24 protein-coding genes and 3 riboswitches are annotated in these 24444 nt (G+C 62.1%); of the genes, 14 read left to right on the forward strand and 10 right to left on the reverse strand.

All coding sequences use genetic code 11. The features are described from left to right. Nucleotides 1-174 precede the first annotated feature (174 nt). The 8 genes from rpsD to secY form a co-directional block, all read right to left on the reverse strand. Nucleotides 175-780 carry a 30S ribosomal protein S4 gene (rpsD, locus tag FYJ43_RS08310; RefSeq protein WP_154563870.1) on the reverse strand — a complete coding sequence of 202 codons (606 nt, stop codon included), beginning with the start codon at nt 778-780 and terminating at the stop codon, nt 175-177. A 30-nt stretch (nt 781-810) separates the two neighbouring features. Beyond that, nucleotides 811-1218 (reverse strand): 30S ribosomal protein S11, encoded by a 408-nt coding sequence (gene rpsK / locus FYJ43_RS08315; protein ID WP_154563872.1) that lies wholly within the window; start codon nt 1216-1218, stop codon nt 811-813. 71 nt (nt 1219-1289) lie between these two features. Then, entirely contained in the window at nt 1290-1664 is a 375-nt protein-coding gene (gene rpsM / locus FYJ43_RS08320; RefSeq protein ID WP_154563874.1) for a 30S ribosomal protein S13, read from the reverse strand. 376 nt (nt 1665-2040) lie between these two features. Beyond that, entirely contained in the window at nt 2041-2154 is a 114-nt protein-coding gene (gene rpmJ / locus FYJ43_RS08330) for a 50S ribosomal protein L36 (RefSeq protein WP_020575560.1), read from the reverse strand. 77 nt (nt 2155-2231) lie between these two features. Beyond that, entirely contained in the window at nt 2232-2453 is a 222-nt protein-coding gene (infA, locus tag FYJ43_RS08335; protein WP_002514837.1) for a translation initiation factor IF-1, read from the reverse strand. Between the two features lie 138 nt (nt 2454-2591). Continuing rightward, on the reverse strand, nt 2592-3431 hold the full coding sequence (gene map, locus FYJ43_RS08340) for a type I methionyl aminopeptidase (protein ID WP_326833492.1): 840 nt from the start codon (nt 3429-3431) through the stop codon (nt 2592-2594). 1 nt (nt 3432) lies between these two features. Next, nucleotides 3433-4002, reverse strand: coding sequence for an adenylate kinase (locus FYJ43_RS08345; protein WP_154563878.1), 570 nt, complete (start codon nt 4000-4002; stop codon nt 3433-3435). Then, nucleotides 3999-5318, reverse strand: coding sequence for a preprotein translocase subunit SecY (gene secY, locus FYJ43_RS08350; RefSeq protein WP_154563880.1), 1320 nt, complete (start codon nt 5316-5318; stop codon nt 3999-4001). Before secY ends, FYJ43_RS08345 begins: the two co-directional genes overlap by 4 nt. Before the next feature lie 169 nt (nt 5319-5487). Here secY and FYJ43_RS08355 point away from each other — a divergent pair, with 169 nt between their 5' ends. The 12 genes from FYJ43_RS08355 to FYJ43_RS08410 all read left to right on the forward strand — a co-directional run bounded on the left by FYJ43_RS08355 (nt 5488) and on the right by FYJ43_RS08410 (nt 16944). Beyond that, a complete protein-coding gene (locus FYJ43_RS08355) occupies nt 5488-6120 on the forward strand; it encodes a hypothetical protein (RefSeq protein ID WP_154563882.1) in 633 nt (210 codons plus the stop codon). Between the two features lie 148 nt (nt 6121-6268). After that, nucleotides 6269-6475: riboswitch (cobalamin riboswitch) on the forward strand. Then, nucleotides 6471-7616, forward strand: coding sequence for a hypothetical protein (locus FYJ43_RS08360; protein WP_154563884.1), 1146 nt, complete (start codon nt 6471-6473; stop codon nt 7614-7616). It overlaps the preceding riboswitch by 5 nt. Next, nucleotides 7613-8596: a hypothetical protein gene (locus FYJ43_RS08365; RefSeq protein WP_154563886.1), complete on the forward strand. Its 984-nt coding sequence runs from the start codon at nt 7613-7615 to the stop codon at nt 8594-8596. The genes FYJ43_RS08360 and FYJ43_RS08365 overlap by 4 nt, the downstream gene beginning before the upstream one ends. After that, nucleotides 8593-9570 (forward strand): hypothetical protein, encoded by a 978-nt coding sequence (locus FYJ43_RS08370; protein WP_154563888.1) that lies wholly within the window; start codon nt 8593-8595, stop codon nt 9568-9570. The genes FYJ43_RS08365 and FYJ43_RS08370 overlap by 4 nt, the downstream gene beginning before the upstream one ends. Further along, on the forward strand, nt 9567-10967 hold the full coding sequence (locus FYJ43_RS08375; protein ID WP_195839944.1) for an ATP-binding cassette domain-containing protein: 1401 nt from the start codon (nt 9567-9569) through the stop codon (nt 10965-10967). Before FYJ43_RS08370 ends, FYJ43_RS08375 begins: the two co-directional genes overlap by 4 nt. Beyond that, nucleotides 10964-11917, forward strand: coding sequence for a hypothetical protein (locus FYJ43_RS08380; RefSeq protein ID WP_154563892.1), 954 nt, complete (start codon nt 10964-10966; stop codon nt 11915-11917). Before FYJ43_RS08375 ends, FYJ43_RS08380 begins: the two co-directional genes overlap by 4 nt. Further along, entirely contained in the window at nt 11901-12917 is a 1017-nt protein-coding gene (locus FYJ43_RS08385) for an AAA family ATPase (protein WP_154563894.1), read from the forward strand. Before FYJ43_RS08380 ends, FYJ43_RS08385 begins: the two co-directional genes overlap by 17 nt. Then, nucleotides 12914-13846 carry a DUF58 domain-containing protein gene (locus FYJ43_RS08390; RefSeq protein ID WP_154563896.1) on the forward strand — a complete coding sequence of 311 codons (933 nt, stop codon included), beginning with the start codon at nt 12914-12916 and terminating at the stop codon, nt 13844-13846. Before FYJ43_RS08385 ends, FYJ43_RS08390 begins: the two co-directional genes overlap by 4 nt. After that, nucleotides 13846-14313 (forward strand): hypothetical protein, encoded by a 468-nt coding sequence (locus FYJ43_RS08395; RefSeq protein ID WP_154563898.1) that lies wholly within the window; start codon nt 13846-13848, stop codon nt 14311-14313. Before FYJ43_RS08390 ends, FYJ43_RS08395 begins: the two co-directional genes overlap by 1 nt. Next, on the forward strand, nt 14304-15296 hold the full coding sequence (locus FYJ43_RS08400; RefSeq protein ID WP_154563900.1) for a vWA domain-containing protein: 993 nt from the start codon (nt 14304-14306) through the stop codon (nt 15294-15296). The genes FYJ43_RS08395 and FYJ43_RS08400 overlap by 10 nt, the downstream gene beginning before the upstream one ends. Then, the gene (locus tag FYJ43_RS08405; protein ID WP_195839945.1) at nt 15293-16246 is read left to right on the forward strand and encodes a VWA domain-containing protein; all 954 of its coding nucleotides are present in this window, start codon (nt 15293-15295) and stop codon (nt 16244-16246) included. The genes FYJ43_RS08400 and FYJ43_RS08405 overlap by 4 nt, the downstream gene beginning before the upstream one ends. Beyond that, the gene (locus FYJ43_RS08410) at nt 16216-16944 is read left to right on the forward strand and encodes a hypothetical protein (RefSeq protein WP_154563904.1); all 729 of its coding nucleotides are present in this window, start codon (nt 16216-16218) and stop codon (nt 16942-16944) included. The genes FYJ43_RS08405 and FYJ43_RS08410 overlap by 31 nt, the downstream gene beginning before the upstream one ends. 122 nt (nt 16945-17066) lie before the next feature. Here the strand turns inward: FYJ43_RS08410 and FYJ43_RS08415 are convergent, their stop codons facing one another. Then, complete coding sequence (locus FYJ43_RS08415; protein WP_154563905.1) at nt 17067-19463, reverse strand: leucine-rich repeat domain-containing protein; 2397 nt, start codon at nt 19461-19463, stop codon at nt 17067-17069. 81 nt (nt 19464-19544) lie between these two features. After that, nucleotides 19545-19669: riboswitch (cobalamin riboswitch) on the reverse strand. A gap of 16 nt (nt 19670-19685) precedes the next feature. Further along, nucleotides 19686-19924: riboswitch (cobalamin riboswitch) on the forward strand. Between FYJ43_RS08415 and FYJ43_RS08420 the strand changes: the two genes are divergently transcribed. Together FYJ43_RS08420 and FYJ43_RS08425 are read left to right on the forward strand one after the other, a co-directional pair. Then, nucleotides 19910-21760, forward strand: a complete 1851-nt coding sequence (locus tag FYJ43_RS08420) for a hypothetical protein (protein WP_154563906.1) — start codon at nt 19910-19912, stop codon at nt 21758-21760. It overlaps the preceding riboswitch by 15 nt. A gap of 45 nt (nt 21761-21805) precedes the next feature. After that, on the forward strand, nt 21806-22483 hold the full coding sequence (locus FYJ43_RS08425) for a hypothetical protein (protein ID WP_326833493.1): 678 nt from the start codon (nt 21806-21808) through the stop codon (nt 22481-22483). 95 nt (nt 22484-22578) lie between these two features. Here the strand turns inward: FYJ43_RS08425 and FYJ43_RS08430 are convergent, their stop codons facing one another. Next, nucleotides 22579-24285 carry an ABC transporter family substrate-binding protein gene (locus FYJ43_RS08430; protein WP_154564425.1) on the reverse strand — a complete coding sequence of 569 codons (1707 nt, stop codon included), beginning with the start codon at nt 24283-24285 and terminating at the stop codon, nt 22579-22581. Nucleotides 24286-24444: the final 159 nt, after the last annotated feature.

Genomic DNA, 24444 nt, shown 5'->3' on the forward strand with positions numbered 1-24444 from the left:
CTACGACCGCCGTGATATTCAATTGTGTCAAGTTCAATTATGCAGGCGTCGCCGCCGCAAATCGGGCAACGCCCCCTCGCAACCCTTGGATCAGACCCAAGCCTAACCGCCACACCACCAGAGGGAGCACGCCAGGCCTGACCCACCCAGGGGTTGCAAGGGGGCCGTCCTGTATTACTTCGAGTAAAGCTCGACGATGGCCTGCTCGTTGACGTCGACGATGATCTGGTCGCGAGTCGGCAGCTGGTGAACGAGAATGCGTCCCTTGTTGGGGCGAACCTCGAGCCATGCCGGGACGTCACGGGTCTCGAAGGTCTCGCGAGCAACGACGATCGGGTGGAGGTCCTTGGACTTCTCACGAACGTCAATGATGTCGTGGGTGCTCACGCGGTAGGAAGGAATGTTAACCTTCTTGCCATTGACCAGGAAGTGGCCGTGGCTGACCAGCTGGCGAGCTTGACGACGGGTAGCGGCAAGCCCGGCACGGTACACGACGTTGTCGAGGCGCGACTCGAGGATCTGCAGCAGGACGTCACCCGTCTTGCCCTGGGCGCGGTCTGCTTCCTCGTAGTAACGACGGAACTGCTTTTCCAGAACGCCATAGGCGTAACGAGCCTTCTGCTTCTCGCGCAGCTGCAGCGAGTACTCGGAGTCTTTGGTACGACCGCGTCCATGAACGCCCGGAGGGTAAGGACGACGCTCGAAAGACTTGTCGTTGCCGACAAGGTCGGTCCCGAGGCGACGGGACTTCTTGGTAAGGGGGCCGGTGTAACGGGCCATTGTGTATCAGTCCTTTGCTCTCGGAGTGGATCAGACGCGGCGACGCTTCGGCGGGCGGCATCCGTTGTGCGGAACGGGAGTGACGTCGGAGATCGGGCCGATCTCCAGGCCAATTGCCCCGAGGGAACGGATAGCGGTCTCGCGACCCGAGCCGGGACCCTTAACGAAGACGTCAACCCGCTTCATGCCATGCTCCATGGCGCGACGACCAGCAGCCTCGGCGGCCATCTGAGCGGCGAACGGGGTGGACTTGCGGGAGCCCTTGAAACCGACGGTGCCGGCAGACGCCCACGAGATCACCGCACCCGAAGGGTCAGTGATAGCGATGATGGTGTTATTGAACGTGCTCTTGATGTGCGCCTGCCCGGCGACGACGTTCTTCTTCTCCTTGCGGCGCACCTTAGCCTTGGGTGCACCTTTGTGGCCTGCAGTAGCCATGTGATATCTCTCCTGAAATCAGTGTGATCTGCGCGTCAATGACGGTTGGTGAGTGCCTTGAAGGCGATGGCTCACTTGGCCGCCTTCTTCTTGGCGACGGCCTTCCTCTTACCCTTACGGGTACGGGCGTTGGTGCGGGTGCGCTGACCACGAACGGGGAGTCCACTGCGGTGACGACGGCCCTGGTAGGTGCCAATCTCAATCTTGCGGCGGATGTCAGCAGCCACCTCACGACGAAGGTCGCCTTCGACGTGGTAGTTGGCCTCAATGTGGTCACGCAGTGCCACAAGCTGATCGTCGGTCAGCTCGTGAACGCGCAGGTCACCGCTGATTCCGGTGGCCTTGAGGGTCTCGGTAGCACGGGTACGACCGATTCCGTAGATGTACGTCAGGGCGACCTCGAGGCGCTTGTCGCGCGGCAGGTCAACTCCGATGAGGCGTGCCATATGGCATCCCTTTCTTGTTCTTTCGACCCGACGACTCGGGCCGCGAAGGTGTCCGACGTGGAGCGCCCTCATCATTCCTAAGAACGAAGGACAGTGTCTGACTGTCCGACGAGGCCCCGGCCTTCGTCCGGGGGTGGTGGCCCGAATCCGTGCTCGATGGTTTCGAGCGGGGTTCCGGGACGTGCTTCCACGGTGTCCCGAGCAGCGCCCGGGAGGTCTGCGCCAGTGTGTGCGACTGGCGCGTTTTCAGTTGTGGAATTCATTTGTTCACCGCTCCCACCTGGATGGTGGGCCTGACGGTGGACCTCAGGGGCCGAACCCCTGCATTCCTGCTGACCGTCGCGATGACGATCTGCGATCCCGTCGCGGCGTGGGCTCAGCCCTGACGCTGCTTGTGGCGCGGGTTTTCGCAGATGACCATCACGCGGCCGTGGCGACGGATGACCTTGCACTTATCGCAGATCTTCTTGACGCTCGGCTGAACCTTCATGAGATTCTCTTTCGCGTAACGATCCCCTCATGGGAACCTGGGTGGTGCGCCGCTAAGCGCTTGGTATGAGCCGCAGCTCACTTATGGCGGTAGACGATCCGGCCGCGAGTGAGATCGTAGGGCGACAGCTCGACGACGACACGGTCCGACGGCAGGATTCGGATGTAGTGCTGACGCATCTTGCCGCTGATCGTGGCAAGAACGCGGTGCCCATTCTTGAGTTCGACACGGAACATGGCGTTGGGCAATGCTTCAACGACAGTTCCCTCCAGTTCGAGTGCTCCCTCTTTCTTGGCCATTACGTCCCATCTGTCCGCTACCCACACCCCCTGCGGGCGTGGCTGTTGGCTCCGCACACACGAAACCAGCAGCTAACAATACCTTCTCACCTCGGTCGCCCCAAATCGATTCCGCCACCGGCAACCAGCAGGTCAGCGTCAGTCAAGGGCGCCACATGGCACTCCACGCTTCTCAAGCTCAGCTCGGCCACCGTCAGGCTCCGACAACACCCACAGACCTTTATTGGTTACAGCGACGGTATTTTCCCAGTGGCTGGCCCACGAGCTATCCACCGTAACAACGGTCCATTCGTCGTCCAGAGTCGCGGTGTCCTCTGTACCGAGGGTGGCCATTGGCTCAATGCATAGCACCATGCCCTCAACGATCTTCGGGCCGCGTCCGGCACGTCCCCAGTTGGGAACATCTGGATCCATGTGCATCTCGGTGCCGATCCCGTGTCCGGTGTATTCACGGATGATGCCGTAATCACGATCATGGGACTCCAGTGATGCCTGCACCGCTGCAGAAATATCACCAATTCTGTTACCAGGCGCAACCTTGGCGATGCCAGCCCACATCGCCTCACGAGTGACCTCGGAGAGGACTCGGGCCTCCTCGCTTACATCCCCCACCAGAACCGTCCGAGCAGCGTCGCCGTGCCATCCATCAACAATGGCACCGTAATCAATAGAGACGACGTCGCCGTCCTTGAGCTCACGCTCACCGGGAATACCGTGGACAATCGTCTCGTTAGGGCTCACACAGGCCACGCCCGGATAGGGCGGCAGTCCCCAGTCACCCCCATAGTTGAGGAAGTTTGATCTGGCGTTGTGCCGCTCAAGGACTTTCCGACCGGCCCTGTCAATATCGGCGGTGGTAGCCCCAGGCACGGCAACCGCGCTCATGGCTTCCAACCCCTCAGCGACGACAAGGCCCGCCCGCCGCATGGCGCGAATCTGGTCGGGGGTCTTGATCTGGAATCGATGGCGACCCAACACGTCAGTTCTTCGAATCGAGCGCGTCGAAAATACGCTGACGCACCTCAGCGATCTCACCGACGCCGTCCACCCCGACGAGAATGCCAGACGAACGGTAGTAGTCGAGCAGCGGCTCGGTCTGGGAAGCGTACACCTTCATCCGGTTACGGATGGTGTCCTCGTTGTCGTCAGTACGCCCCTCAATCTCTGCACGCTTCAGCAAACGCTGAGTGAGCAGCTCAGGGTCGACATCGAGGCTGATGACAGCGTCAAGGTGCAGCCCATGCTCCTTGAGGTATGCGTCAAGGGCCTCAACCTGATGCATATTGCGAGGGTAGCCGTCAAGCAGGAAACCGTTGGAAGCATCGTCCTGGTTGAGGCGGTCAACGACGATCTCGTCGGTCACTTCGTCGGGGACGAGGTCTCCGGCATCCATGATGGCCTTAACCTTCTTGCCCAGCTCGGTACCGTTCTTGATGTTGGTACGGAACATATCTCCAGTGGAGATCGCGGGCACATGGTAGTGCTCGGCGATGCCGGTAGCCTGAGTCCCTTTGCCTGCGCCCGGGGCGCCCATAATCAGTAATCTCATGATGACAGGAATCCTTCGTAGTGTCGTTGCTGCAACTTGCTTTCGACCTGTTTAACAGTATCCAGCGCCACACCGACGATGATGAGGATGCTCGTACCCCCGAATGGGAAGTTCTGGTTTGCCTGGAGATAGACAAACGCGAGCGTCGGAATCATCGATATGAGGCCCAAGTACAAAGACCCAGGTGCCGTCAACCTCGACAACACATAGGCCAGATAGTCCTCGGTGGGCTTCCCAGCCCGGATGCCGGGAATGAATCCACCATACTTCTTCATGTTGTCACTCATCTCGACTGGGTCGAACGTGATCGCGACATAGAAGTAGCAGAAGAAGATAATGAGCAAGAAGTAGACGATGTTATAAACCGGGTGGTCGCCCCTCTCGAAGTATCGAGCAATCCACTGAGACGCCGCAGTCTGCGGGCGGAAAGTGGCGTAGAGCACTGGCAGGTACAGGATCGACGACGCAAAAATGACCGGGATAACGCCGGACTGGTTTACCTTGAGCGGAATGTAGGTCGTCGAACCACCAAACACCCGGCGTCCCACCATCCGCTTGGCGTACTGCACCGGGATACGGCGCTGACCCTGCTCGATAAACACAACCGCAGCCATCACCGCCAAGCCGATCGCGATCACCACGCTGAAGATGAACCAGGCATGGGCCTGACCAGCGCCATTTCGAGCGACCTTGATAGCCCACAGCGAATCGGGGAAGCGTGCAGCAATCTGGGTGAAAATCATGATCGACATGCCGTTGCCGATGCCGCGATCGGTAACAAGCTCACCCATCCACATGACGATGGTCGTACCCGCCGTCATCGTCAAGATCATGACGACGACCTCGAAGATCGAGGTGGAGTAGACAACCGGCAAGCTGCAAGTAAACAGACGCCCGGACGTGGCAAGCGTCACGAAAGCGGTCGCCTGCAACAAGCCAAGCACCAGCGTGAGGTAACGGGTGTACTGGGTGATCTTGTTCTGGCCGGACGCGCCCTCCTTTTTGAGGGTTTCCAGCTTCGGAATCACGACGGTCAGCAGCTGAAGGATGATCGACGCCGTGATGTAAGGAATGATCCCGAGGGCGAAAATCGCAAGCTTCAGCAAGGCGCCGCCGGAGAACAAGCTAATCATCGAGTACAGACCAGCTGACGAACCGGAACTGGCCTGGCTAACGCACGTGTTGATATTCGACACATTGACGTTCGGGACGGGGATGACGGACCCGAGCCTGAAAATCGCCAGGATGAAGAGCGTGAACAGGATCTTGCGGCGAAGATCCGGTGTTCTGAAAGCATTGGCGAAGGCGGAAAGCATCCGGGCCCTCTCCCATCTCGTGGACTACTACTACGCAGATCTAACCCCCATGACGCGCAGCAGGCAAACATCTGGGAGCATGGACACAGCGGGGGTAGCCTATCAACTCACAAGGGCAATACCCACGTCACCGTTCATCGTTACCTGTCTGACCCCCATCTGGAGCGCCATGAGACCGCCGATCATCATCTCCTCGCACCGAGGGCGAATCGGCGTCGGGATCATCCTGGCGGCGATCATCGTGCTGACGGTTCTAGACCTCATCAGATTCGGCCTCGACGGGTTGGCGAATCTTCCCGCCCTGCTGCTTTTCGTGTGGTTGGTGTGGATTATTTGGGGAGTTGCCGAAATTCAGATCAATGACGAAGGGGTAACCGTCGTCAATCAATTTCGGATTTGGGACGTGCCCTGGCATCGGATCACCGAAGTCACCGGGCGTTGGGGCCTGTCACTGAAAGCCGAGCGTCGCCCAGATGCCGAGGGAGTGCGCAAACCTCGCACGATCTCGGCGTGGGCTGCCCCCGCACGAGGCACGGCAACCGCCATGAAAGGCAAAGTTGACCACATCCCGCAGGTCATCGTCGGCTCAGAAATCCCTATGAGGTGGTCGTTGGATTCCCACTCGACTGCACGTCTCATCGAAATGGAGCGGATCGAACGTCCTGCGTCGAGTGCGACAACGACGGGCGAGAAGGACTCAGGCACGAGACCCCATGACGGGGAAATCCAGGTACGCCCCAATTGGAGGACGATCTGCATCACCGCGGTGCTCGTCGCTACCGTGATTATTACCCAAGTCTGATCGCCTGCCCGATACCGTTACTCAATATTGTCGTAACTGTCATCACTGTCGTGGCTGTCATCATCTGGCAACGTCTTTCCCTCCCGACCCTGGGGTCGTCGGTATAGACGCCAGGGGAGCCGGGTCGCGCCACAAATGTTCATGCCGTAAGCTAGGTGTCGCCCGAGGTCGCGTACCCCGAGCCGACAGCTGTGACGGAGAAACCGGTGAAAGTCCGGTGCTGTCCCGCAACCGTGATGCCGTGAGGCTGAGCCGGATCGCCTAATCAGTTGAGCGTTGATGCCATGTCGTGGGTTGCGTGGCGTGACGGCTCCTCTCGTTCGTCGCGGTGACCCGCCGAGAGGAGCCCGATGAGTCGCCGCCCAGTTACCATTGCGAGCCTGCTGGCACTCACATGCGCCGCGGGGTCGATGATGGTCGCCCCTACCAACGCCGAAGGGGCAGAATTCCACGACGGGTGGTGCAAGAAGGACGAAGGGTTCGCGGTCGTCCTGTACTGGCCAGGCAAACCCGCTGACGTCACTCCAGAGATCCCTGGCAACCTCAGCTCAAAGACCTTGGTGCGCTGCATCGTTGGGTCGCATAAGGCCGCTGGTGACGGCCGTGAGGACGCCGTGAAGCTGGCGGGATTCGGATACGCCGTGACCGGCGGCGTCGTCACGACGATCAACGGTATCGAGGCCGATCCCTTCGCAGACATCCCCGCATCCTGGTGGTACCACACTGGCAGCTGGGAAGAGGGCTCGGGCGGACGGTGGAACCCCAAGAGCAACTGGACGCCGAATCTCCAGGTCAACGGGTTCGGAGTCATCGTCTTCTCCGCTGATGCCGAGCAGCTTCCTCCCGTCACCCCCGAATTCGCCAAGGGCGGCGACCACGGTGACGAGCCAGACCCCGGCCCATCCACCGGTCCCGGCCCATCCACCGGCCCGACAGGAAAACCAAGCCATGGCCCCACTGGCAAGCCGACTCACAAGCCAACAGGCGGAAGCGATAAGCCGACGGGTAAGCCCACCCATAAGCCGGGCAATGGCGGGAACGCGCCATCCCACACGTCTGGTGGTGGCCGTGGCGGCGACCATCCCAATCGTCCCAACCCGACGGCTCCGAAGCAGAGCACCGGGCCAAAGCCGGGTAAGAACCGCGACAACGCGGACAGCCGCCCCAACACCATCGCGACGGTCCGTCCGACCACCACGTCGCCGACCCCATCGCCGCGTCCGTCGTCTCCCTCGGCCACCCCGAGCTCACCGACTCCGAGCCCCAGTGCTTCGTCTCCGGCAGCCAGCGCCGGACCCTCCCTGGCCCCGCAATCGACATCTTCGCCAGTGTGGGGTCGCGAAGATCGCACGCGTCGCTCTCCTGACAAGGGTAATCACGGAGGTGCCCCGTGGTGGGTGCCGGTCGGCGTCGGAGTCGTTGCCCTGGCTGGCCTGGCTTTTGCAGCCGTCAGCCGCCGTCATCCCCGTCGACCTGACCGGCAGGACGAAGAATGAGCCGCACCTCCAAGATCGGTGCCGCAGCAGTCTCCTTTCTGGCACTCTCTATCGGCGCTGTGGCGGGGGCTGCACCGGCGTACGCCGAGCAGAGCGCCCAGACGACCAGCCTGTGTTCCGGTGCGAAGGTGTGCAGCCTCACCACCGACCGTTGGCTTCGTGAGGGAACCACCCCCAGGGTGGTCGTGCGAGGAAATCCGAATATCCGCGGGACGGTCCGCATTTTCCGCGCCGCCACCAGCGACAACAAGCTGATCAGACTTGAGCCGATCGGCAAAGCCACCAACTTCTACACTGACGCTCACGGCGCAGCCCAGGTCTACGTCCCCCTCCCCTCTTCCGCCAAAATTGGTGAGGGCGGCTGGGCCCTCGTGAGTGTCTCTGACATCCAGGGACTCGACACCACCCGGATGCCTGGCCAATTCGTCCCCTTCGGATCCCTCGTGCCGCACCTGCTGGGCGACGGCTACTCCGAGCGCAAACCCGCCGGCGAGACCCTCGACATGCAGGCCATCGGTGCGGTTCCCGGCGAGACCTATCGAGTTCAGGTCAAGCAGGGTGACACCTGGCATGACGCCACTGCGATCGGCGAGGCCCCCGAAGCAGCGGCAAACCCCTCACAAATCAGCCACATTCGGTGGACGGTACCGCGCGGACTGACCGGCACGGAGCACGACGTGAGGCTGCAGTCGCTCACGGATCCGCAGCGGACGGCGTCGTGGACGCTCGTCCCGACCGTCGACGGGGTTAAGGCTGCTCGCAGCCCGTTGTTCACGCCCCCGCCGGTTGGCACGAATCTCGGCGTCCCGACTACCGATCGCGGCGATCATCCTGAGGGAGTCGTAAAAGCTGCCACCGGTACCCTCTTCGGCGTCGGAGTCATCTCCGCCCTCGTCTTGACCGCCACATCTCGCCCCAAGCGCGGTAAAGGTTCTGGCCGAGGACCGAAGGAAGCCACCGATGAGGTGAGTGCGTCATGACAGCCACGCGCGTTCACTCCACCTCCACCACTCCGATCCCTGCCTGGGCCTGGGGAGCTGAGATGCTTGTCTTGGCCACCATCGCCGTATCGACAACGAATCTGCTGCTACTCGCAGCGATGTGGGTGTGTCTCGTGGTGACCCTGGCGATATTGGGCAGCCACCCGGGAGTGCTGTCCATGACTCGTTGGTTGTCGGGAATCGTTGTCGTGTGGTGGATCATCATGGCGATCATCAGCCCCTCGTCAGACTCGACCCTTGGATCGGTGATGTGGCGGCTGCCGACGTGGTCTCCTGGGCCGGGAGTCAACCTCGGTGGTGCCATGACAGGCTCGGGCCTCCTACTGACCATCACCTCCATGATGCGCGCCCTCGCCTTGGTGGCAATTGCGGGAGTCGGCATGGCGGCGGTGCGACCCGCCGACGCGTCAGCTGCGGGACGTCGTCTGTTGGGTTCGTGGTCTCCAGCCCTAGAACCGTTCGCAGCCCTGCCACCCGCCCTGGATCGCCGCGCTGTCGTGGCTGCGATGCGACCTGCAGACATTGTCTCAACAACTCACGACGGGGCATCCGGGCTTGCCCGTCGGCATCGCCCGCTGGCTGCCTGGACCGCTCCGGTGCGCGCGTTGATCCTTATCATCTGCATGACATTCCCGGTCGTCGCGCTGGTGTCCAAGCACCCGTTGCCCGGGATCGACCAGCCCACGACAGCCTTGTTGGCCTTGATCGTGGCGGTTGTTCTGACCGCCTTGTTGCCGACCGGCGAGCCCGTCGGGCCGATCTCAGGTCCCAGCCTCATCGTGGCCGTTCTGGCCGCCATCACCCTCACGCTGTGGACGATCGGTGTTGACGGGTCCGCAGTTGCTCCCCACCCGGGTTGGCCGCCGATCCCGATCGCAAGCCTCATCTGCGCCGTCGCCTTGCCCCTGGTTGTTGCTGTTGCCACGCCACGTCGCCAGGAGGTGTCGGCGTGATTGTTCTCGATGATGTAACGGTGTGGCTGCCCGGCCGCGGAACCGTCGTCAACGGCGTCAGTGTCTCGCTAAATGCCGGCACCGTGACGTGTCTGGTGGGTCGTCGCGGGTCGGGGACGACGATGCTGCTGCGACTGCTCGCCGGCCAGTTGCCGGCCGGCGCCCGAGTACGGGGACGCGCTCTCATCGATGGTATTGACGTCATGGATCTGGGACCGGATCGACTGGCCGAGACAATCCAGATCGTCGACACCGACCTACTGACCTGGGCGGATTTACCAGATTCGGATGCGGTTGAGGTCGGCCCATGGACTCGTCGTCCGCTCGACACCTGGCCGCTCGACGTCAGGGCTCAGCTCGCGGCGTCCCTCACCACCCCCGACGGGGGAAACTCGCAAAGAATCGTCGTGGTCGACCACCCGACCTCTGGACTCACCCGTTCCCAACGCCATGACCTCATCACACGGCTGCGCGAACTCGCCGATCGCGGCGCAACAGTGCTGTGGGCCGATCACGACCTTGACGCCGCGTGGGCCGGGGCCGACCGCATCGTAGAGATGGCGGCAGGATCCATCGTGTCCGACTCCCCAGCCGGCTCGTGGGTGCCTCAGAGCCTACCGCTACCGATTGGTCGAGCGTTGGCTTCCCTGGCCGGCCATGACGACTCTGTCAGGGCATCTGACACCCTCCCCGCCATCTTTTCGGACTTACCACGGCCGCATCGCCATCACGAGCACCGCACCGGACCGGTCATGACGGTCATCAGCTGCCGCGACCTCGGCCTGGAGGGCCCTGACCTCGTCATCCATGATCGTGAGTCACTAGCGATCGTCCGGGCCGAGGACATCGACGGAACCACCGGCATTGAGACTCGTCACAGCACAGACAATGCGGTTCGTCCAGAATCGGTCGCTTCCCGTCTACTGCGCGCACTCCCCTGGCCAGGTCGATCCCTCTCCTCGGCGTGCCTACGCCCGAGCCACGACCTGCATCTGGTGGCAGGAACGACCGAGTTGGCGTCACGACGTCGCCGCGATCTGTCCCGCGGGGAACGGGCATGGCTGCGTGTCCACGACCATCTGACGACCCCCGATCCGCTGCTTCTCGCCCATGCCGACCACGACCTCGATCCAGTCGAGCGATCACTGGTCTCCGAGAGCCTCTTCGACGATCCCGCCCGTCTGCGCATCATCACCACCCGGGACGTCGAGTTCCTGGTACGAGCCGTCCACCGCGTCATCGTCATCGACGGTCATCGCGTCATTGCTGACCGATCGCCTCTGGCGCTTGGCCTGGCTCCCCTCACGCACGTGGGTGCCCTCACGGGTTCCCAGCATCACATGACCCTGAGTGACGTCATCGACTCCCTCGACGCCATGGAGGGGAGGACGTCATGACGGCCACCAGCCCGGCAACCACCGCCACCGCAGACCGTCCGACCCGGTGGCGGACGGTCGGAGCGACCTCCGGCCCCCTCAGCCGCACTATCGCCATCGTTAACATCGTCTTGGGCGTCATCTGGCTCACCTGGCCGGTGTGGAATTCCCACACTGCCGCCCTCCAAACCCAGGCTGAGTCCACTGCGCCGTGGTTCGTCGCAGCCCAGATCGGGATCAGTGCGGCGCTTGCCGTCATCCTCGTGCGAGAAACGAGGTCCGCCCGTCCATTCAGCCTGGTGCTAGGTGCATCCGTGCTCGCGGTCGCGGCCCGCGCCGCCCTGGCCCCAGGTGCCAGCGGTATCGAACCTGTCTTCTGGATTCCGATGCTCGTCGGTGCGGTACTTGGCGCACCAGGCGGTGTCCTCGCCGGAACCTTCACCTGTCTGGTCTCGTCGGCTGCTATCGGCACCGTCGCCACGCCACTCGCCGGACAGCTCGTCGTCTGGCAGCTATGGGGACTCGCAGGAGCTGCCATGGTGCGGCTGCGCACCGTCACGACCTGGCTCGCAGGAGCACTGTGGTGCCTAGTCCTCGGCCCGATCACCGGTGTTCTACTCAACCTCACGGGATGGGCGTGGGCAGAGGCCGACCCCGGACAGTCCTTCCTCGCCGGCCTCGGTCCCATTGAGGAAGCCCAACGGCTGTGGGCCTGGACACGCGCCACCTCGCTGGCCTTCGACATGACCCGAGCGATCACCAACGCCATCGTTTGGCTCATCGTGATCCCCTTTGTCATCCGCGCCTTGCGTCAGACCATGGCATCGGATCGCCGCGCATCGGCCCGGGCGAGACCCGTCATCTCGGCCGTTGATGACACCGCCCTCCGCAAGCGAGGCCTCACCGGCCTCACCAATTCCTTCCCGACCACCTCTGACCCTTCAGGAGACGACGATGACACACCACACTGACGCCGACGCCCAGGCACGCCCCCCGCTCAGCGAGCAGGAACTGAGCTGGGCTGCAGATCGGCTCGGCGCCCTGTCGACCGCCTTCAGTAATCGGGTGGTGGGACAGTCTGCCCTGCGTACCAGCCTGCTGGTGGCGATGCTGGCCCGCGGACACGTGCTCCTCGAGTCGGTCCCCGGACTAGCGAAGACCCTCGCAGCCTCCACGCTCGCCTCGGCGGTCGACGGGTCCTTTACCCGCGTGCAATGCACGCCTGACCTGCTGCCCTCCGACATCATCGGCACCCAGATATTCGACCAGTCGACGGCAGCCTTCCGCACCGAGTTGGGCCCGGTGCACGCCAACATCGTGCTTCTCGACGAGATCAACCGCTCCAGTGCGAAAACCCAGTCGGCCATGCTCGAAGCGATGCAAGAACGTCAGACGTCGATCGGTGGCGTCGTCCACCCGCTGCCCGACCCCTTCATAGTGCTGGCCACCCAGAACCCCATCGAGGAGGAGGGCACCTACGTCCTTCCCCACGCCCAGATGGACCGCTTCCTGCTCAAGGAGGTGCTTGACTATCCCGACGTCTCCGAGGAACTCGAAGTCCTCAACCGCATCGAAGACGGATCGATCGACGCCCCTGCGGCTCCCGCAGTGAGCACCAACGACATCCTCACCCTGCAGAACCTCACCCGTCGTGTCGTCGTTGACGAGGCGATCAAACGGTACATCGTCGACCTCGTCGCGGTAACTCGTCACCCCGAATCGGCCCTCTCAGATTCCGCCGCTCGTGCCATCGAGTACGGCGCATCCCCGCGTGCCTCGATCGCCTTCATGGCCGTTGCGCGTGCCTTGGCCCTGCTGGACGGTCGAGCCCACGTCGTCCCGGAGGACGTCGTCGCCTTGCGTCACGCCGTACTGCGTCACCGACTGGTCCTCAGCTTTGAGGCACAGGCTCAGCGGGTGAGTCCCACCGACGTCATCGACGCCGTCTTCAAGGCGGTGCCCACCCCGTGACCGTAGCCACCACCACTTCTGTCGGCGTGCTGAGCAGCCGGGAGCGCGCACTCATCCAGGCCGTCCGCTCCCGGGTGCCGCTGGCGTTGCGCCGCCGGGTGGAGTCCCTCCTTGACGGCGACCACGACTCGGTCCACGTCGGTCGAAGCCTCGACTTCAACGACCTGCGCGCCTATGCCCCCGGTGATGACGTCAAGGACGTCGATTGGAAAGCCACTGCCCGTCGCGGGGAGCTGCTCATCCGTCGTCATGTCGCCCAACGTCAGGCCACGCTCATGGTTGGGATGTGCGGTACACCGACGATGCGCGGCTGGTCCGACATGGACGTAACGAAGGCACATTTGGCGGCCGTGGTGACCGCAATCATGGCCCAGATCGCCGTGGACCATGGCGACCGGGTCGCGATGGTGTGCACCGGACCTGACGGAACGTCGTCGTGGCGTCCGACCGTCCGGCTACCGCAGGTGGAACGGATGCTCCACGAGATCATCGAATTTGAAACGGCTAGCGGTTCCCAAGACCCCCACGTCGTCGAAACAGTGCTTGCCACAGCTACAAATGCCATGCGTCGGCCCGGTCTTCTCCTACTCATCCGTGACGACGACGACATCACCTCGGCCCAGGCCAATGCGTTGAGCCGAGCCGCGGTACGCCACGACGTCATCGTTGTCACCCTCACCGACATGCTGGCCACCGATCGCAGGCTCGCCGGCCGCGCGATCATGGCCGCCGATGGTGGCCGTTCCGTGATGGAGGAGGTCCTTGGCGACCGGCGGCTCCGCGAAGCGGCAGCTTCCGCGCAGATCGACCTCGCTCGGCGAAGCGACGCCATGCTCGACGACCTCGGCATCGCGCACGCCCGGGTGCAGACTGTCGCCGAGGCGCCGGAGGCTCTCGCTATGGCCCTGTCGCGACGCGGGAGGCGATGATGACTCTCCTCAAGATTAATCCCACCGTATCCATCCCCGCTCACTGGTGGATCCTCGTCGCCGTCCTCGCTGCCGTTGGCATTGCTGCACTGGCGGCCCTCGTCGTGATGTCCCGACGCCACGACGTCTCCGAAGAGCCTCGCGATGACGTCGCACAATTGTCGGCCGAGTGCCTCAGGTCCCTCGATGACGTCTCCACCAGATTGAGCGAGGGCCTCTCAGCTCGCCAGGCATGCCTGGAGGCGAGCAGAATCGTGCGTCGCTTCATCGGTCTGGTCAGCACGGAGGACGCCGACTACCTCACAGCCTCCGACCTGACGCGGGCCGCCCGACGGGAACCCCGACTGCAGCCAGCTGCGGCATTCTCAAGGCAGGCCCGTGACGCCTGCTTCGGCCCGAAGCCCAGCAAGTCCCGCGCCCGCGACCTCATCGAGTCCGGACGGGAGGTGGTGTCCTCATGGCACTGATGCAGCAATGGCCATTCGCCCTCGTCGCAGCCATCGTCGCGCTGATGGTGGTCGTCGCAGCATTCCTGTGGCCACTCGATCGACGCCGGCGCATCCAGCACTCGGCGGTCCCGCTGGACCACCTGGACCGGCTGCGGAAGCTTCCCCGGTACCAGCAGCTCGTCCGCTCTCGGCTTCGACGCCGCCTCATCCAAGTGGTGTGCGTCCTCGTCGCAACCGCGTGCCTGGTGATCCTGGTGGGTCGTCCCGCAAAGCCTGACGAAGACTGGCAGCAACGACGCAACCACGACGTCGTGCTGTGCCTCGACGTCTCCGGCTCGATGTCTGACGTCGACCATGACGTCATCGAGGCTTACCGGAAACTCGCGGACAGCCTTGACGGCAACCGAATCGGGCTGGTGGCATTCAACTCGGCTGCCGTGACGATCTTCCCGCTGACCGACGATGCCAACTACATCGACTCCCAGCTCACCCAGTTCTCCCGTGACCTAGACCGTGGCCCCATTCCGGGATCCAGGGCGGGCACGAGCGGTTCGAGCCTCATCGGCGACGGTCTGGCCTCCTGCCTCCAACGTTTCGACGGTTCTGACGATCGACGCGGGCGCACCGTTGTGCTGGCCACCGACAACCAGCTCTCCGGCACGCCGGTCTTCAGCCTCAACGAGGCAATCCGCCAGGCTGTCAAGAGGAAGGTCCTCATCCAGGCAGTTGCTCCCTCAGAAGCGGACAACACCGCTGTGTCGGTCCTTCATGACGCTGTGGCACACACGGGAGGTGACGTCACCCTCGTCACCAGAACGAACCTGGAGGACCCAGATCGCATCATCACCGCGGTGAGGGACCAGGAAGCGCGTGCGACTGCGGCAACCGCCCGATGGACCCAGGTCGACGTCGTCTGGCCCTTCGGCGTGCTGGCCCTCGTGTGCCTCGTCGCGGCGACAGCGATGGAGGCCGACCCGCGGCGTCGAAAGGAGGACTCATGACCGTCAATCCCGACTGGATCCTCCTGGTGGTGGCCATCCTGGCGACACTTGCCCTGGCTGCCATCGCGATAACGGCACAACGCCATTCCTCTCCCCGATCCACCGCGGCGATGTGGTGCCGTGTGCTCGCCGCCCTACTGCTTGTCGCAGTGGCCCTGCGCCCCGGGAGCGCCGACACCTCGCGCAGCAACGAGGCCGCCGGCGCTGAGATCGTCGTCATCGTCGACCGCACCACCTCGATGGGCGCGACCGACTTTAACGGCACGTCGCGAATGTCTGGGGTGACCACTGACCTCATCTCTCTGGCCGCTGCAATGCCGTCGGCACGCGTGACCGTCATCACCTCGGACAACCAGGCACGAATCGCCCTGCCTCCTAGCACCGACCCGGCCGCGCTGCGCACCCTTGCCGAGACCTTGGGCTGGCGCGAGACGGTAAACGCCACCGGAACCGATATCGGTCTGGCCGAACCGCTTGCACGCGAGATGCTCGTCAAGGCACGTGAGAGTCGTCCCGGCGCCAAGAGGTATTTGGTGTACATGGGCGACGGCGAGCAGACGACCTCCTCGCCCCCGCACAGTTTCTCCGACTTGTCTGGGCTCATCGACGGCGGTCTGGTCCTCGGCTACGGGACGAGCTCAGGAGGCACCATGCCGATCCGCCCTGGCGCAACTGAAAAAGTGACCAGAAATGGCATTGCTGCGGTGTCCCGTGCCAATCCGCAAGCCTTACGAACCATGGCTGGGCAGATGGGCGGACGATTCACCCAGCGCGATGCCGCCAGCAAGGTGACATGGTGGGAAAACCCGCTGCAGCAGGCGGCAGATCCACAGCCTGGACGCAATCGCCACTGGGCGTGGTGGTTCGCCGCAGCGGCCCTGGCCTGCGAGATGGCGGATGCCTGGCTCAGCGTGCGGGCATGGCGTCGGATGCGCACGGAGGTCGCGTGATGGCAGATCTGGAAAAACCGGCACGTCGTGGCATGCACGGCGTCAGGGCCCCGTGGACGGTGCGCGTTGGAGCTGGAGTCGTCACCCTCGCCGCTCTCGCAGCGGCAGCCCTTCCCGCACGAACGATGATCCTCGTTGATCGCGGGCAAGCTGATCTTGACCGGGGCGATGCCGCCAGTGCCGAGGGGAAGTTCACGTCCGCCGAGACGTGGGCAACCGTTGACAAGTGGATCGCCCCCTACGACGCCGGGGTCGCTCGGTACACTCGTGGCAACTATGACGGCGCTGCCAGCAAGTTCGAGAAGGCCGCAGGTCTGGCTCCTGACGAGGAACAGTGTCGGGTTCGCCTGAATTGGGCGTGGTCACTGGAAGCGTCAGCTGATCGTTATGCCAAGGCCGACAACCGAGACGAGGCCCTGGTGAGATGGCGTCAGGGAAAGGCTGTGCTCGCTGAGGCACAGTGCACATCGTCGTCGCAGAAAGCTGCGGCGAGCTCCACCAGATCTCGACTCGATCGCAAGCGCCAAAATGGTGGCGGAGGAGATGCGGGCGAGGAGGCGGACTCCTCCGGTGAGCAGGACAAGAAGGATGAGCTCGACGAGAAGCTCAAGGAGGCCCAAGAACAGCGTCAGAAGGCACTCGACCAGGCCAACACCTCCCAAAAGGACTCGGGTTCTGGCACCGGACGGACGTGGTAGCTCTCCGGTAGTACACGAACTCGACGTCGTGGCCGCGATCTGATCTGATTACCTGGCACGACCCGCGCGAGATGACGAGGGGCCCCACCATGCCGGTGGGGCCCCTCTTCGTCACTCGGAAATCAGACTCCCGTGGCGGGAAGTCCGGGATGGCGGGTGGCATGGAAGTACGGATTCACCGGGATGTTCCCCTGGTGAGGTCCGGACTTGCCTGGGCCGGCGGACCACGACGTATTCGGCGTCGGGGTCGGAATCAGGGTGGCCGACGGAATCCCGGTTGGAACCACTGTTGGCGTCGAAGTCGGAGTGACGGTCGGCGTCGGAGTGACGGTCGGCGTCGGAGTGACGGTCGGCGTCGGAGTGACGGTCGGCGTCGGCGTGGCAGTCGGAGTCGGCGTCGGAGTCGGGGTAGGAGCTGCGGCCGTCACTGGCTGGATCCACGTCCCAGCGAAGTCCTCGGACTGGCTGTTCGCATCCCTGTGCGACCATGTCCACTTGTACCCATCACTGGCAGCCGGATAGGTCACCTTCTCACCAGAAACCGTCACTCCGTCAGGAACGGTGAATTCGACCGTGGACCCGTCGGCAGCCTTAGCCACCGGAACCGCAACCTCCTGCTGAGCAGGAACGGCCGGAGCCGTCACAGTCTGCCATCGAGCCCGCAAACCCATGAATGCGATCTCGTCCAGGTCTGACAGCGGGGACAGGTCAGAGACGTGGTTCGAACTCAGACCGATCTTCGTGAGGTGCTTCATCCCAGCCAGAGCGGAGATGTCGGAGATTTCATTGTTGTCGAAACCAACCTCGACAAGGTTCGTCAGACCCTTGATCGGGACCAGGTCGGAAACGTTGTCATTGTTCAGGAAGAGCTTCTTCAACGAGGTCACCCCAGAGATTCCGGACAGATCGGACAGGTTGACGTTGTTGTTGGCCACCAGTCGCTCGAGTTTGGGCAGCGAACTCAGCCCCTCCAGGCTGGTGACGCCGGGGTACTTGTACTTGCCACGCGTGTTCTGGTTGATCGTCAAGTCAGTCAGATTCGTCAGCGAGGAGAGCGGCTTCACCGTGGTGATCGGGTTCTGATCGAGACTCATCGTCTTCAGATTTCCCAGACCCGCCAGCGGAGTCAGATCCTCGACGTGGTTGTTAGGCAGATACAGGGTCTCCAGCTTCGTCAGACCGGCCAGCGGCTTGACGTTCTCGATCTCGTTAGTCGTCAGGTACAGGGTCTTGACGTTGGTGAGGGCCTCGGCACCAGTAATGTCCTTGATGCCCCTGCCGATGCACTCAACCTCGGTGAGAGCTGCAAGGTTCTCGGCACTAAGGGCATTTCCCTCACCCACAGCATCCTGCAGGCAGGTCTTGAAGTTGGCGTCGGGAATATCGATAACCTTCGGAGGCTCAGGCGCGGCCTTCACATGGACCGTAATGGACCCATTGAAGTACATCGAGGCGTCGCGGAACTGCCAAACGTAGTCTCCGGCAGCGGGGTACGTGACGATCTTGCCCTTGATCTTGACGCCCTCGGGAATCTCACGATCAGCCACGAAGGTGGTGCCAGTACGATCGACGGCCGTCGGGACCGCAGTCTCGACACCAGCGATAGCCGATCCGCCGTCAACGGTTTGGAAGTTCGAGGTGATGCTAGTCAGACCCTTGATGTCCTTGAGTGGGGACAGGTCACGAATGTGGTTTTTGCCGACATCCAGGTTGGACAACTTCGTCAACGACGTGAGTGCCGAGATGTCGGATATCTCGTTGCTGTTGACGTCGAGGCTAAAAATCTTAGTCGAGGAGGACAGCGGCGTGAGATCACTGATCTTGTTGCCCGCCAGGAACGCCTTGCCCAGACCGGTCAACTGGTCGATCCCGGTAAGGTCCTTGATCCCTTTATTGCGGCAGCTCAGGCTCGTCACGCCGGCAAGCTGATCTTTGGTAGGAGTGGTGGTCCCGATCGTATCGGTGATGCACTTTTGCAGGGCCTTGTCAGGAATCTCGAAGGAGGCCGCCGGAGTACTGGGGGCGGGATCCACCTTCGGCTTCCAGTTCGGAGGAACCTCCCACGGGCCGTCAATAAGCATGTAATGCCATGCCTCTATCGACCCAGGCTTCGGGTGGTAATTACTGGCACCTAACTGCGAGTACTCCCACGTAGTCTCAGCATTCTTACCAGCCGGCTGGCCATGGAAATAACCCCAGTAAGCGTAAAATTTATCAGGGTTTTCCGGATATCCATTGATTGAATCAATGAATAGCCCCAGGTCGCCACCAAAATCGGTGCTACCGATGTCAAATCCGGCCGACTTCAATGCCTCCACACCATTGGAAAACTCGGACGCACATCCGGTGTCAACATGGCCGTCATCACGCTCGGCGTAGACGAAAACGTGCTTCTCATTGATACACTTCTGCGCCTCATCGTCATAGGAGGCAGCCGACGCTGGGACGATAGACACAATCGCCATCGGTACTGCCAGGGCCGCAGACAACACTGCGGCCAATCCTCTGAACCGTCTCACAGGTCCTGCCTTTCACTATGTGGACGCTTCGTCGTCATCCAAAGACAGGATCGACCATTCCGCTGTCCACGACGGAATTGAATTCGAGGCATTTCAACGACGGCGATCCGACTTCACCGGCATCTCTGCCGGGCTACACGGTTGCGGGACAGTCCTGGATTCGCACCAGATTCTCCATCGATGAAACCGTTGGCATCCTAACAAACGTCTTCGCTGCGCCTAACCCAAATGTGGACATGTGATGGTCGCGAGCTTAGACTGAACCCGCAACCGCAGGGGAATCCGGTGCGAATCCGGAACTGACCCGCAACCGTGAGGGGCTCGTCCCCGAGTCGGAGTACCTGGGTTGTCGAAAGAACATCACACACCGTCGAGGACTGCGGTGAGTTCGACTCGGGCCCTTCTCGTTCGGAGCGCAACGCAGCCTCAGGAAGAAGGCCCGCCACATGACCAGGCTCAACCGATGGGTCGCCGGCCTCGCCGCCGGTGCGCTCATTGCATCGCCGTTCGCAGTGCCGGCGTTCGCCGACCCGCAGCCCGCACCATCACCAGCAGCCGCCACCGCCACCGTTGACGACGGCTCCGCTCCGTACTGCTTCGACCCGCCGGCCAACGCGGTCGACGGTGCGATGTGGGCCGGGTCGGTCAACGACACCGCTGCCACCAGCGAGAGCGTTCGTGATGCCGCCGACTGGCTCGCCCAGAAGTGGACCGGTCCGACGAGCTACGGACAGGCTGGCGGTATCGCCGACGGCATTATCGCTCTGGTGGGCGCAGACGCCCACCCAGACGTCGTCAAGGAGATGACCGCAGCCCTCAAGGAAGCCGGACCGGCGTACGTCGAAAAGAACCCGGCCGGACTCGCCAAAGTCATCATGACTGCCGAGATTTTGGGCGAAGACCCCACCTACTTCCTCGGCGAAAAGACCGGCAACTTGTGGGTCAAGCTCGCCGGATACATCAATGACGACAGCCCAAGCATGAAGAATCGCGTCAACATGTATTGGGGCCCGCACCTCATCACTATCGCGCTGACTCGTGCCAACCGACCGGTACCGGCGAAGATCCTTGACCAGCTGCTCTCCACCCAAGGCACTGAGGGCGAGGACGCTGGCGCATTCGGCTACTCCAAGTGGAACCAGGACGGCACCAAATCCTTCGTCGGAGACCCCGACTACACCGGCATCGCCCTGTCCGACCTGACCCTGCTCGAGCGTCACCCTGCATCCGTGCCCGCCGGCTACGCTGATAAGATTTCCGCCTCAGCCAAGGCCGCCACCAAGTGGGCAATGGACACCAAACATCACGACGATGGTGAGTACTGGGAGACCTATTCAGCCGCCAACTCCACCGGCATGCTCGCGAGCGCCCTCGAGGAGCGCAACGAGGACATGACGGCTGTCAGGACGTGGCTCATCGGCCAGCAGGCGCTGACAGGAGTCGGCGCCTGGCAGGCCCAGCGCGACGCCACCGAGCCCAACCTCATGGCCACTGACCAGGCCATCATGGCGGTGTCGGGTCACGGTTACGCCTCGGCATGGTCTGGCAAGATCCCGGACGGTGTTCCCTCCTGCACGGCCACTCCGACCGCGACTCCTACCGCTACCCCGACGTCGACGCCGACCACCACCCCAACTGCCACACCCACAGTCACCCCAAGCCAACCAACTACCACACCCACAGTCACTGGCAAGCCTGGTGACATGAGCGGCACCACGAAGTGCGTCGCTGACCAGAACGTGTGGGTTTACGTCGAACAGCGTGACGGCACCTCCAAGGGCGCCTGCGCCTCGAGGTTCGGCACCGGCCTTGAGGCCCTTGAGTCCGCCGGATTCGTCGCCAAGACCGACGGCGGCATGGTCACCATGATCGACGGCTACCCGACGAAGGTCGACACGACCCAGGCCTACTGGTCCTACTGGCACGCCACGCCGAACGGTGACAAGCCCGCCAAGTGGGAGTCGTCCCAGACCGGCGCAGAGCAGGCCCACCCCAAGGCTGGCTCCATCGAGGGCTGGTACTTCAAGGCTCTGACCGACGACTGGCAGGCCGCCCCTAGCTGGACTTATGATCCCTCGGCAATCACTACCCCAAGCCCGAGCGCAACTCCGACCCAGACACCGAAACCCACGGTGACCCCGACCGGATCGGCCACCCCGGCCCCGTCGGCCACCGCACCTGTATCGGCAATTGCGACGGCTCCTGCCACCGCTCTCAACCCGGTTGCACCAGTTGCGGTCGGCCCGTACAACCGTCCTTCAGGCCGGCCGGCAGCCCTTCCCCATACCGGGGTCTGAGGCAGTCAACAGGACGAATACTCTCCTCTGCGGCATGATCGTCACGTGAGTATTCCCCAAATCGACAACCGGCGAGCACTCCCGACCATGGTCGCAGTGCTCGCCGCTGTCTTGTTTGCAGCCACCACTATCCTCGTCCCGGTCTTCGCTCAGGCGTCCCCATCCCCGGCAACCGGCACTGCTCAGGCCAAGGCCATCGACGACTGCCTCAAAGCCGACAACGTCTGGGTCTTCGTCATCACTGAGGACGAAACGGTGCTATCCAACCAGTGCGTAGACTCCCCCGCTAGCGGTGCCGAGGCATTGGACAAGGCTGGCGTCACCGTTCAGAATAACAAGACTGGCCTCATCTGCACCATGAACGACCACCCTGCCACCTGTCCCAAGACTTTCACCGGCCAGTATTGGGCGTATTACCACGCCTCGGGCGCCGGGGCGCCGTGGGAATACTCCCAAAAGGGCGCTGACCAGTACAAGCCAGCTGCCGGATCCATCGAGGGCTGGTGCTACAACAAACCGAAAACCAAGTCCTGTACGCCGCCAAAATTGGCTGCCGGCAGTGCTGAGGGATCGTCATTCAACCTGACCACCGCTCACAGCACCGGCGCATCATCGTCGAACAATGGTGTTATGTCCGGGCCCGTCGCCACCATCGCTGTCATTGCCGTCATCGTCATTGTGCTAGTCGCCGCGCTCCTGGTGCGTCGCCGTCATCAATCCTGACGCGACTGCCCTCGCTCACTGTCACGAATAGCGGGGCCGGGGATCACATCCCCGACCCCACATCTGGCGTATATCTGACATATAAGAAGTAGCCGTTACTTCTGGAATCCGATGTCCTCAGCATGCATAGTTTGGAACGTGGCCGCACCAAAATTCGCCAGATTCTTTGGAACCGCGGTAAAGGAAATGCGGCGGTACAACGGCAACGTCATGACGTCGTCCCAGATCATTGCGTCAGCCTGGTTAGCCAGTTCACGGCGCTTCGAAATATCAGACTCAGTGTCGATCTTCGGAATCAGCTTCTCGATTTCCGGATCAATCAGTTGCGAGAAGTTGGATTGCGACGGCTGGGTGGATCCTACCGCAGCAGCGCCATAGATCTGGCGGACGTTGGCCATCGGGTATGGGGTGCCATTCCAGGCGAAAGCGATAACGTCAAACGAATGGCTACTCAGGGTCTGGGTGAAAGAATCACTTGGCGTGTTAACTAGGTCAACCTTGACGCCGATCTTGGCCATGTCCTGCTTGAATAGCGCCCCCTCATTCTCGGAGGTCGGAACGCCAGTCAGCTGAGCATAGTTAATGGTGAGGGTTTTACCGCCTTTGACGCGATAGTCGCCCTGCATCTTCCAACCAGCCTCGTCCAGTCCTTTCTTCGCAGCCTCAGGATCATATTTATAATCTGTGGAATTGTCTTTGTATCCAGCCTGGCCCGGCATAAAGAAATGGTTGCCAAGCATGAGAGTATCCGGATTAACCGGCATGCCAGCAAGATCCGATTTCGCAATTGCTGGCCTGTTAATGCCCTTGGCTATAGCCTGGCGCACCTTCTTGTCGGAGAGCATCGTCGACTTGGTGTTAAAAGTGAAATGACGCCACTGCAACGAACCAGCCTGACGCATCTGCGCGTCTGGACGTTTCGCAGCAGTCTGATATCCGTCCTTGGTAATGATGTTCGAGGCGGCGTCGATCTCCTTATTCGCAAACGCCTTAGTCTGGGTGGCGTTGTTCATCGCTTTGAAGGTAACAATATCGAGCTTTGACTTTTCACCCCACCACTTGTCATTGCGTTTGACAGTGAGAGTTTTAGACGCCTCATCAGCCTTCGTCGGAATGAACGGACCAGTAAACCAGTCAGGGTTCAGCTTATTCCACCCCTCATTGAATGTTTGAGCATTCTTGACGCCCTCCTTTGGCAGCACGGTACTCAGGGTGGCCGGCCAGTCCGGGTAGGTGGTCTTAAAGGTCAACACGACGTCAGTGTCCTTATCGCCTTTTTCCACCGAGGAAATCTGGTTGAAGCCATCGGTGCTGGCCGGCAGGAAACCGGGATCAGACCCGTTATTTGCCTTCCAGGTGGCCTGATAGTCGGTGTAGTCAATGGTGCGACCCGAATTCCACTTGGCCTTGGGATTAAGGTGCAAGGTGACAACCTGCTTGCCACCTTTGGTCTCTACATCCGTCGAGGAGATGTAATTCGGGTTTGGTTTCGGGGTGCCGTCCTCCGTGATGTCGAAGTTGTTAGCACCGACGAACTGCCAAATCGTCGTGGATAAGTCGGTGGTGTTGCCGTTGACGTTCATGGGATTCCACCCCGTCGGCAGCTGCTCAATGGCCAATCGCAGGGTGCCACCGTCCTTGAGCTGACCGCGATCAACCACATTGAGCTGAGCCAAGGGGGCCGACTCCGACGTCAACCCCGACTGCTTACTGCCGCCAGACTGGTTTTTCTGTCCACACCCGGTGAGAGCTAAAGCCGACACGGCCAGCACCGTCACCGAGGTCATGATCGCCTTGCGCAAGATGTCCTCCAGTACAGTGAATGGCAGGACGCTCCTGCCACGATCCGGATTCTTCATCGGAAGCCGGATATCACACCTTACGAAACCATCTTTAGGGTCGCCAAACCACCTCCAGCGATACGATTCCCCAAGATTGCCTACCAACGGCATGAGAAGGGC

Origin of the sequence: Cutibacterium porci, from assembly GCF_009696315.1 — a bacterium.
GTDB lineage: Bacteria > Actinomycetota > Actinomycetes > Propionibacteriales > Propionibacteriaceae > Cutibacterium > Cutibacterium porci.